Source organism: Clostridium algifaecis (assembly GCF_017874415.1).
Classification (GTDB): domain Bacteria; phylum Bacillota; class Clostridia; order Clostridiales; family Clostridiaceae; genus Clostridium_B; species Clostridium_B algifaecis.
This window is the reverse complement of record NZ_JAGGLM010000011.1, coordinates 73236-84019: the sequence shown is the minus strand read 5'-3', so window position 1 is coordinate 84019 and position 10784 is coordinate 73236. Positions and strand designations below refer to the sequence as shown.

Below are 10784 nucleotides of genomic sequence, written 5' to 3'. Positions count from 1 at the left end.
TACTTGTAATATTTTCCTCGAACTTCTAGACTTAGATTTCTCAAGCCCTAACGGGCTATTTTTTTGAGCCAATTTTTTTTAAATTCCTAAGAAATAAAAAAATCATTCCAATTTTTTTGATCAGCAACTAAATACTTAATAACAACTATATGTATAAAAACTTTTCTATTGTCAAAATCATATTCTCTATGCTTTTTCATTATTTTAACAACAGGAAATAATGAGTTATATACTCTTCCATAATGAGCACATTCATTTCTTAAATGAGTTAAAGATTGTAACCATGAATTAACTAATCCTACATTTACTTTGCAAAAATTATTTTTAATAAAAGTTTTCTCACCAGGTAATAAATTTGAATATAGCTTGGACAACATACCAAATGGCATTATTTCAGTTGCAACCCAAATTGGTAATCTACCCTCATAAATTTCATTATGATGCATAATAAAAAGTTTGCTAGAATTACGCTGTTTTTCTAGTTCTAAATTTAATAAGAATTTATTATGATAATCTTCATTTATAAAATTTCTTTTATCTGTATATCCATATGCCCCATACTTCATCGCCAATGTATAAGCTATATAAGTTCTAAAAGATATTTCAACAGTACCCACAATATCCATTAGCAATAACCTTAAACTTTTATCAAACATATATATATTATAAATTTTCTTAAAGCTTGTACCCTTAGCATAGTTATCATCATCCAACTTAAAAGGCAAAAGATACGCTGTAAATCTATAATAATTTAAATTACTTAATATAAATTTAGCTCTTTCTTCATCTTCAATTATTAATCCTCTACCTTCAAGTTTCTTTATTTGTTCATCAAAACTAATAGGTCTTTTTAGTTTCGTCACTATACAACCTCCTAAATTTAGTTAAAATGAAACCCACTAAGTAATTACTTAGTGGGTAATAAATTCGTCCCACCTATTTGAGCATTATATTAAATATAAGAGGCTTGGTGAGTTCTGTACTAAAAAACGTCTCGTACATTTGAGCATATTTTTTCAAACATAGGCTTTACGAGTTCTGTTACTATTATAGTATATCAATTTTACAAATTTGTATACTTATTTTACGTTTAAATACTTTAATTATGTTAAAATATCTTTATGTATCTCTATATATTGTTTATTTTTACAAGTACACACCTACAATTTACCGTTTACATTCAATTTTATCTTTCTTTGATAACTTCCATATGTTTGTTATCATTAATTAAATCATTAGAATACTCAATTTTCCACTGTGCCCATTCTCGTATTCTTCTTAATTTATACTTTAAATAAGGTTTCATCTTTTTAGCTAGATTATCATGCTCTGCTATTTTTTCACCAACCAAAATAGCTTGCATAGAATACCTAGCTAAAATGAATTCATGAAAGACTCCATCACTTGTTTCAAACTTTTCCAAAATCCATTCAGTTAATTCAGGTAAATATGAACTATTGACCTATTTGGACTCTGGTGAATTTAAACTTTTAGCAATTGCTACTACAGCCTCCTCACCATTCTGATTAAGTCATTTTTACTTCTCCTTAAATAAAAATGCCATTTAAATTTCTATTAATTTAAAGCCATAATCCATCAACTTATTTCTGTCAGAATCGCTAAAACTAGATGGCTTAGGTATACCCAATGCCAAAAAATACTTTGCTCTAGAAAATGCAACATAGGCCATTCTATTTTTCTCTTCTATTTGATTTGTATCAAACCATTCTCTCCAGTACGATCCTGATGGCTCTTCTCTCGAAGTTAATGAAGGCCTTTTATAAGATGACATAAATAAAACTGCATCTAAGCTCATTCCCTTACATCCATGAATAGTTTCAATCTTATGATCTAGACAATTATCATTATTTGAAAATATAATTTCATTAATTTTTTTTAAAGAATTTCCACTTCTTATCTTACCTAGATTTATTTTTTTTCCATCAATTTCATTAATGTATTTCAAGTCATTTTCTAATATATTTTTCAATAAATTTTTCCACTCTTTAAAGGTCAAATCAAAATTAAATAAATCTTCATTGTTTATTAGTTCATTTCCAATATTGTATACTAAATTTTCCCATATTTTAATTTCTAATGATAATGGCATATAAAAATAATTTTTATTCTTATGCTCGTCATTATTAAAATATATTTTTTGAATCACCTTACATAGCAATATAAACCCATCTCTATAATTATTTATGTTACTATACTCCTTACACAAATAAATTGCCTTTATTAAATCCTCTAAAATATTCTCACTGCCTTGATTGTTTTTTAAACCAAGTAGCTTATTTTTTAACCTATTATTGCGAACTATTACTCTAGAGTTTTCACAATTCAACTTATTTTTTTTAATTAAATCATAAAATTTTTCTACTACTAACTTTTCTTGATTTTTCTTATATAATATTACAATTAGTTTATCTTTTATCTCAACATATTTAAATCCTTCAATTTTATCTGTTTTATTTATTATCAGATTAGATATATTTACTATTTCTTGACAACTGCGATAATTTTTATTAAGTTCTAATTCACAAAATTCTAATTCTTTAATAAATTTCTTTGTATCTTCAGGATGTATTTTACGGAATTCATATATTGATTGGTCTAAATCTCCAATAAAGTGTAACTTGCTTCCTTGTTCACTTAAACATTTTAAAATTTCAAGTTGCATATATGATAAATCCTGACATTCATCTACTAAAATAACTGGAAACCTACGAGAAAAAATTTTAGCTATATCATCCTTTTCTTTAAGTATAGAATATACAATATTTTCAACATCTTCATATGTACAATATCCGCTTTTAAAAAATTTATTTTTTGTTTTAATTAAGTCATCAATTCTCCAGCTTTGTTCACTTATTAATCCATCTAATATAGATTGTCCTTCTCTATTACGATCTCCACAATAAGCATATTTGTCTTCCTTTAAATAATAATAAAATTCATTTGCTCTCATATTTCCTAACTTGTCATATGAATATTTAGTGGAATACACTTTCAAAAATTTTGAATTACTTTTAGAATCAATTAATTTAATAGATTTGTCTCCATTTTCATCACCTTTATATTTTGTAATATATGAAGAAAATGGATTTGCTATATATCCATGTATCCAGCTTGTAAATGTGCCTAAAAAATGAGGATACCCAATATTAAAATGTAAAAACCCTTCCACTCTATTTCTTATTTCATCTTCAGCAGAATTTGTAAAAGTTAAAATAGCAATTCCTTGATTCTCTTTTTCCCATCTTTTTATCTCATAAGCACTTTTAATTCCCAGAACTTCCGTCTTTCCACTCCCTGCACATGCACTTAAAAATATATTTTTATCAATATCAGATAAAATATATTCGATTTGATTTTCATTAAGATTTTCTATACAGCTTTTCCCTCTTTCAATACACTTATCTTTAATAATACCGTCACATTTAAAAATATCTTTAGGACATCTTTTTTTACTGCATATGCCAAAGCATAATTTTTCTATAGCACTGTCGCTTATCATATACTTTGTCCCCCTATAACTCCAGTACAAAATCTATACTTTTTTTTATGTATTCAGGAACATCAAATTCTTCATTCTTTGAAATTTTATCAAAAAGTATTTGGGCAAACATTCCCTTTCCAATATCTAAGCTATCAATTTGTTTTAAAATAAATGAGGCAATATCATCTAAATTATCTACTTCCTTATCATTTTCTTGGCATTCTTCAATTTTATTTTTATAATTTTCTAAAGTCTTTTTTACTTCTCCATCTATATTTATATTATCTAAAAGAATTTCAATCATCATTTTTGAATTATATTTTGACGAAATCGCCATATCATACTCAAAAGTTTTTAAGTTTTTATATACTCTGCAGTTACTTGTCATTTTCTCAAGCTGCTCTATATAAAATAACTGTGGATTATTACCATCAATAGGATTTAGCTTTGTAGGATTTTTATCTTTATCCGGGTCATTATCTGTTATAGCAACACATCTAATTGGAATAAAATTTACTTTAATATATTCATCTTCTTCAAATTTAGGCTTCTTTTTAAATTTAGATAATCTTTCTTCATAATCTTTTTTTGTTTCCCTTACTTTTCTTTTAGGAAGAATCAATTGATATCCACGATATAGCTGCATAAAATATTGAAAAAAAACGCCATTCATATTAATAACAGATATTCCAGCTTCCTCTAAAGAATCTACTGTCTTCTCTCCATGAGATAAATTATACTGTCTTAAATAAATTTCAGCTAATTTCGGAAGCAATATGGACTCTGCCAATCCCTCAACTAAAATTACTCCTTTGGAAAATAATAATGTAGACTTTGTAACATCCATCCATCGGTCAATAAACTTTTCTGATTTTTCATCTAACCTACAGTCATAAAGAGATACTGCAGTTATTTTTTTATTTTCAATTGAATTTAAACAAATTAAATTTTTAATAGGTGTAGACGATGCAATTGTAGTAGAATGTGTTGTAATAATTATTTGTATATCATTTTTTTCAGCTTGTCCATTTAAATATTTTAATAGTTTCATCTGTAATTGTGGATGTAAATGTGCTTCTAACTCTTCAATCAACAGTATTCTAGGTGAAGTATAATTATTCTTTAAGCCTTCAAATTCAGCTAGAATTGTTGCTAAATAAATTAAATTATTATATCCTAAGCTATTCTCAGATAAATTTCTATAAACTGTTTCTTCATTTATTTGAGTCCCTGAAAAAAATACAAGCCTTAGAGATTCGACAATCCTTTCATAAGTTAAATCATTAAATTGAATTTTAGTTTTCTGTCCAAATACACTCCCCAGTGCATTCTGTAAAATTTTATTAATCATTTCATCTGCTTTTTTTATATCACCTTTACCTGATAATTTCTTATTAAAATTATTTACATCCTCCTCTATTTCCATAAGTTTACCTGTTTTTCTCTTTTCTTCTATTTCATCTTGTGATAAGTTTAGTAAAAGGCGGGCTAACCTAGAACCTCTACCTGCACGTAATTTCTTTTTAGCATCTCTAAGTGCAGGTAAATATGCACATTGTATATCATTTAGTGCTTCCCATTCAAATATGCTATTGCTCGATTCTCCACCCCATATTTTCTTTTTATAGTGATTACGATTATCCAATTTTTTTATAATACTTAAATTCAATATAGCATCGTAATTATCATCAAGCCATGTTAAATATTCAATTTTCTTTTTATCTGATAGGTCAGAAAATTTTCCTTTAATATTAATTTCTTCAGACTGAATGCTGTTATCTATTGAATAATAAAAGTCCTCTTGATTTACTCCGTTTCTAGAATAGTCATCTTCATTAAGTAACATTCTAATAGCATCAATAATAGTGCTTTTGCCACATCCATTTTCACTGACTAGAACATTAATTCCCTTATTGAATTTTATACTTATTTCTTCATCAAATAATCTATAACCTTTAATACTAATTTTAGATAAATACATTCTTATTCATCTCCATCTTTATTCTATTAAATACCATTAATTGATATTATGATATATAATTACAAGGTATTTACCTATATTTCACATAATATGGTAGTCAAATTTAAGTAAAATACATACTTTCTTATAGACTGCCTTCAACTGAAAATCTTTTGAAATAAAATTTTAAAGTTGAGGCTCCAAATTCCGTATGGTTAGCTGACATTGGCTATAGTACACTCATGCGGCTTGGCTATACCATGAAACTTCAAAAAATATATACTCAAAGAAAATAATACGATGATCAACAGCAGATAAAATGAAAATATTTCTATGCATAAATGTACTTAAAAATTCATTCTACAATAGCCCCTTATATCTTATTAAATTGAAAGAGAATCAATCCATTTTTATTATTATAATAGAATTAACTAGCAAGACAATTCTTACGTTGTTCGCTAACCTCTTTAATTGTCTTTTTAACAGAATACTCAAGAACATTATTATTATTCTTACTATCTAAAATATTTGTCATTGTAAGTGTTTTTAACAATAAAACAGAAAGTATTGTTTTCTCAAGTAATTTTCGTTCTGCATCAGTAAAATCTTCATAATTTGTCTTTATACTTACTACTTCTTCCATTGAAAATATAAATCTTTTATAAATGCTAAATAGTTTGTATAGTTCTGTATAAACCTCTTCACTTAAAGCCTTCACCTTATTAAGTAGTTTTTCTGCTTCATTCATTTTGCTTACAGCACTGTCCACTTCACAGCTAATATCATTTGCCGCATTCAAACTAGCCTTACCTTTAGAATTAACCATAATTCCTCCAACTACCAGCATTGGTGCAAATGTCAATCCACCTAAAACTGCAGTTCCTCCAGCCATACCTAATCCACCACTAGCTAATGAGCCTCCTCCAAAAGCTGCTAAAGTTGCATTAGTTGCTGCTGCTCCAGACAATGTACTTATAGCAGTTCCAGTAGAAGCCACTGTTATTGTGCTTGCCAAACCACCAGATGTAGCTATTCCAATTAACCCACCTGCACCTATTGAACCTGCACTTGTCTTTAACATATCTTGTACTGTAAATGCAACTCCTTTAATATTTTTCAGTTCATCCTTAGTAAGCTTAATTGACTCACTTGTTACATCACCTGATATTTCTGGTTTGTTTTGTATCTTTTCATATACAGCAACAAACTTATCGAACTTTTTCCAAACATCAACTTTTAATTTTCCTAATTTCTTAAGAGACCCATTAGTAGATTCTTCTATACTATCAAATTCTTGACGTTTAGAATTATATCTATAATTCGCTTCATCCTTTATTTTACTTGCATCACTTAACTTCTTAGCTCCTGAAACACTACTTGCAGCACCAACTGCTACTGATGTTGCTATTGTACCTACAGCAGCAGCTCCTGTCTCTCCTGCTGCAACTGCTGCTACTGAAGATAACCCAACTGCTTCTGCTGCTGTTCCTACTGCTGCTCCTACTGTACTAACAGTTCCAACCACTGCTGTTCCTGCTGTACCAACAGCTCCAACCACTGCTGATCCTACTGCAGTACTAGCTACTGCTGTTCCTGCTGCACCCACTGCTCCTGTAACTGCCGCTCCTGCTGCTGTAGCTGCTATTGCCGGCATAACTATAGGGGCTGCTACAACTGCACCTACTACTCCTACTGCTCCTAATAAAAACTTTCCAAAACCCATAATATCACCTTCCTAAAATTAATTTTCAATACATAGTAAAGTTTCGCCTAATGCCTGCCATTTTAATCCATCTTCAACCCAAGTTTCTATCTTTTCTACAGATGATTCTAAAAGGTTTAATTCTTTACCTAATAACCTAATTTCCTTCTTTTCCTTATCGTTATAAACTCCATCTATTGCACAAAGTTGTACTGCCTGTTGTATAAAAAACAATCCTTCTCTTTTTGTTTCAAATTTTACGTTAATCTTGTCCTCGCTTGACCAATAATTCTCAAGCAAAGAAATTGTATTCTCTTTCATTTCTAATTGAACTGCTGCTTGTGAAAAGAATATTTTTTCATCTTCACTAACACTTCCATCAATCTTAGCTAAACGAATTAATCCGCCTAAAAAGTTTAATTTTGATTCTTCTGTCTTAAGTATTTCCCTAATATTCACGTTTATCTCTCCTTTTATTTTTATATTTTTAATACAAAATTAGAATCCTTCATTTTTTTATCAAATTCATTAAAATTATGAAATTGCAATTCTACATTATGATTTTCAAGATATTTGTACATACTTGCAGTTGCTTTATCATCATTAATAAGCAGAAGCTCATTAATATTAGCTAATTTCTTAATTTCCCTCTCATAGGCTGCAAAATCAATTTTCTTTAGCTGTTCCAAGTATGTATCTAATGCAGCATTAATTTTTTCGTATTCCCTCTTAATGTCATCATAGCTTATACCATATTTAATGCTTAATTCCTTAAGTATCAATAATATCAGCCTAAACCAAGCAACCACATTTAAACGTAGAACAAATTTAAGTGCATTACCACCTGAACGAATAGCTGCATCTGCACCATCCATTAGACATAAGGCAGCATTCCCCACAAGAATCATAGCACGCAAATCTGCATGTTTACTTGTTGGAATACATTCATCCCAACTTTTTTTATGATAAAAACGTCTCTTAATAGTCCATAATAATCTAATGGATAAATCACTTACTATAATTGGAATGGCCATAGTTTCACCAAATCTAGCATCATATCCTTCTTGAAAAACCCTTGTCATCAACGTTGCAAGAGTCTGTCTATCTTTTCCTATTTGAAATTGTCCAAAATCACATAATTGAAACAATGGGAAAAATGGTATAGAAATACCACTCCCTCGACCACCATTTAAACTTCCTCTTCCACCTGAACTTCCTGCCACATCTGACATTAAATGACCAACCCAATTGGAAAATCCACAGAATATCTTTCCAACCAAGTTATTTCCATATAACTGCTGATCATTGGCATCAATACGTATAAGTTGTCCTTTATCCAAAAAACTGGCTTTTCCCTGGAACTGATCTAAAATAGAAAAAAATAAACCAATAATATCTGGCGAATGTGCTAAAGACTTTAAGTGATGATTTTTAGTTCCCATATTAAATACTCCATTTACGTCAGTCGTAGATCTATGATCGTAATTAACTTTAAAGTGTTTCTCTAAAAAACCAATTGCACTTGCTACATTACCTTCATTCTCCGGTTTAGGTTTCCAACCAACTACTTTAGCAAATCTTTTTACCACATTATCAGTTTGATCATCTGTCCATTTTCCAAGAGAACTTAATTTAGGCTCTCCTACAAAAAATATATCAATTAAGCCCGCTGAAATTCCACAAAATGCTGCAATGGCATAATCATATTTATCACATTTTCCTTCTAGCAATTCATATTTCTCTGGCATTTATAACTCCTTCATTAAGCCTTCTTTAGCTTATTTTGATATTTACTTCTAAAAATTAAATTCTGAAACTTTTATTTAACTATTCATACATCTTACTTATCTCTAAAATAGTCATTTTCATCTCCTCTCTAAATTTATCAGGACTTAAAACCTCCACAGAATCCCCTTGACTTAAAAGCCACATTTTTATACCTCTACCAAATACCTTTGCTTCTACTATGTATTTTCCATGGTTTTCTTTTCTTACTTCAGCATTAGGTAATCTATCTAAAACTGCTTCTATAGAGCTACCTGTATATCTAAACTTGACCCTTTCCAATTCTCCTGCTTGCATGAATTGAATCAGTTTTCTAAACTCTCCATCTTGAAATCTTTTGCTATAATCCACTTTATATTTTCTATCTGTAACATCTATGTCTTTAATTCTGTCCACTCTATAAATAGCAGGATACTCATAACTTTTTCCTTCAATAAATGCTATCAGATAAAAATAATATTCAGAAAATAATAGTCCTTCTGGATATACAATTCTTCTAGAAACTTCCTCTCGCAGATTTCCATCTGTACCCATCTTGTAATATTCAATATCCAGTACTTTTTTATCTTCTATTGCACTGCTTATTTGCCATAACTTGTCCAAAAGTCCTTTACCATGCTGAGGAGGAACATAATTAGCTAGTTCATTACCTATAATATATTGAATACTTTTTTTATCTTCACATACACAATTATCAAGAAGCTTGCTAATTATATTTTTCATTTCATTCTCAATAAATCCTCTACTTTCTAAGAGAACTTTAGAAATCGCTAAAATCTCCCTTTCGTTAAGATTTTTTTCATGCTTTTCTTTAAAAATATACCCTCCTTTTTCTCTATCTGCTATAATTTTCTCGCCTATGAGATCATCATTGAACTTTTCTTCCACAAAATTTTTTATATCTTTTATATATCTATAAAAAGTTCTTTCATTAATATTAAATTTATTTATTATATCACTCTTCCTAACTACTTTTCCTTCTTGCAAATCATTGTAAATATATAGTAATACATCTGATTTAAATCTTTCCATTCTAAGTATTTTACCTCTTTTAATATTTTTACTTATTTATATTATTTATACATTTGTCGTCAAATCCCTCCTTTTTATTTAATTTTTTCTTATACATTTCAAAATCAGCCTTTTTTATTAAATCACTGACAGTCATTTCACTTTTCCCTTCTTTTTTATATTCATAAAATCCATAGCTTAAACTTAAACTATACTTGTCGCTATTCTTATTAATTTCTTCTATCTTTACACAAATTCTATACCATATTTTATTAACCTCTTTCATTGTTGTTCCAGGAAATACTACTAAAAATTCATCTCCTCCCATTCTAATTACAAAGTCAGTTTTTCTAATACTTTCTTTTAGAATTTTTGATGTGTTTATTAAAAGTTTGTCACCTTCTCCATGTCCCAAAGTATCATTTATTATTTTTAATCTATCTATATCAACAAAACAAACAACAATATCTCTATCATTAATTTTTGATAAATTAAGTTCTTTATCCAGCAACTTTAAACCTGATCTCCTGTTTAGTACACCAGTCATTGCATCTGTACTTGCATAATAGTTTAATTTTTCTTTTTCTAAACATAATCTTTTTAAAATATCATCCTTATGTCTTAAAATTTTAATAAGTATTTTCTTATCCATATTTTCATAATCCACTTAATACCCCTGCCCTCAATATTTATATTTCATAAATTTTACTTTAATTATATATTGTTGTACTGACATTGACTGTCAGTATGAATACAAAAATAATAACTTTTAAAATATAAAATACTGCAAACTAAGAAACAAAAATACTCCCTTCCAAGTAAGC

The 10784-nt window shown here is 28.6% G+C and carries 9 protein-coding genes; all 9 read right to left on the bottom strand.

Going from position 1 to position 10784, the window contains the following annotated elements; all coding sequences use genetic code 11:
• Nucleotides 1–86: 86 nt before the first annotated feature.
• The 9 genes from J2Z42_RS09375 to J2Z42_RS09335 all read right to left on the bottom strand — a co-directional run bounded on the left by J2Z42_RS09375 (nt 87) and on the right by J2Z42_RS09335 (nt 10627).
• Complete coding sequence (locus J2Z42_RS09375) at nt 87–863, bottom strand: Abi family protein (protein WP_209702375.1); 777 nt, start codon at nt 861–863, stop codon at nt 87–89.
• A gap of 323 nt (nt 864–1186) precedes the next feature.
• Nucleotides 1187–1363 carry a hypothetical protein gene (locus J2Z42_RS09370; RefSeq protein ID WP_209702374.1) on the bottom strand — a complete coding sequence of 59 codons (177 nt, stop codon included), beginning with the start codon at nt 1361–1363 and terminating at the stop codon, nt 1187–1189.
• A gap of 201 nt (nt 1364–1564) precedes the next feature.
• Nucleotides 1565–3520, bottom strand: a complete 1956-nt coding sequence (locus tag J2Z42_RS09365) for an ATP-dependent helicase (RefSeq protein WP_209702373.1) — start codon at nt 3518–3520, stop codon at nt 1565–1567.
• A 13-nt stretch (nt 3521–3533) separates the two neighbouring features.
• A complete protein-coding gene (locus J2Z42_RS09360; protein ID WP_209702372.1) occupies nt 3534–5483 on the bottom strand; it encodes an ATP-dependent nuclease in 1950 nt (649 codons plus the stop codon).
• A 406-nt stretch (nt 5484–5889) separates the two neighbouring features.
• Entirely contained in the window at nt 5890–7185 is a 1296-nt protein-coding gene (locus J2Z42_RS09355; protein ID WP_209702371.1) for a hypothetical protein, read from the bottom strand.
• An 18-nt stretch (nt 7186–7203) separates the two neighbouring features.
• A complete protein-coding gene (locus tag J2Z42_RS09350) occupies nt 7204–7623 on the bottom strand; it encodes a tellurite resistance TerB family protein (RefSeq protein WP_209702370.1) in 420 nt (139 codons plus the stop codon).
• Nucleotides 7624–7643: 20 nt separating this feature from the next.
• On the bottom strand, nt 7644–8912 hold the full coding sequence (locus J2Z42_RS09345; RefSeq protein ID WP_209702369.1) for a hypothetical protein: 1269 nt from the start codon (nt 8910–8912) through the stop codon (nt 7644–7646).
• A 79-nt stretch (nt 8913–8991) separates the two neighbouring features.
• On the bottom strand, nt 8992–9981 hold the full coding sequence (locus tag J2Z42_RS09340) for a helix-turn-helix transcriptional regulator (RefSeq protein WP_209702368.1): 990 nt from the start codon (nt 9979–9981) through the stop codon (nt 8992–8994).
• Nucleotides 9982–10009: 28 nt separating this feature from the next.
• Nucleotides 10010–10627 (bottom strand): GGDEF domain-containing protein, encoded by a 618-nt coding sequence (locus J2Z42_RS09335; RefSeq protein ID WP_209702367.1) that lies wholly within the window; start codon nt 10625–10627, stop codon nt 10010–10012.
• Nucleotides 10628–10784: the final 157 nt, after the last annotated feature.

Bases quoted from the DNA above. Each gene is read 5' to 3' on its own strand.
- J2Z42_RS09355 (WP_209702371.1), bottom strand. From the start codon at position 7,185: ATGGGTTTTGGAAAGTTTTTATTAGGAGCAGTAGGAGTAGTAGGTGCA.
- J2Z42_RS09360 (WP_209702372.1), bottom strand. From the start codon at position 5,483: ATGTATTTATCTAAAATTAGTATTAAAGGTTATAGATTATTTGATGAA.
- J2Z42_RS09365 (WP_209702373.1), bottom strand. From the start codon at position 3,520: ATGATAAGCGACAGTGCTATAGAAAAATTATGCTTTGGCATATGCAGT.
- J2Z42_RS09345 (WP_209702369.1), bottom strand. From the start codon at position 8,912: ATGCCAGAGAAATATGAATTGCTAGAAGGAAAATGTGATAAATATGAT.
- J2Z42_RS09370 (WP_209702374.1), bottom strand. From the start codon at position 1,363: ATGCAAGCTATTTTGGTTGGTGAAAAAATAGCAGAGCATGATAATCTA.
- J2Z42_RS09340 (WP_209702368.1), bottom strand. From the start codon at position 9,981: ATGGAAAGATTTAAATCAGATGTATTACTATATATTTACAATGATTTG.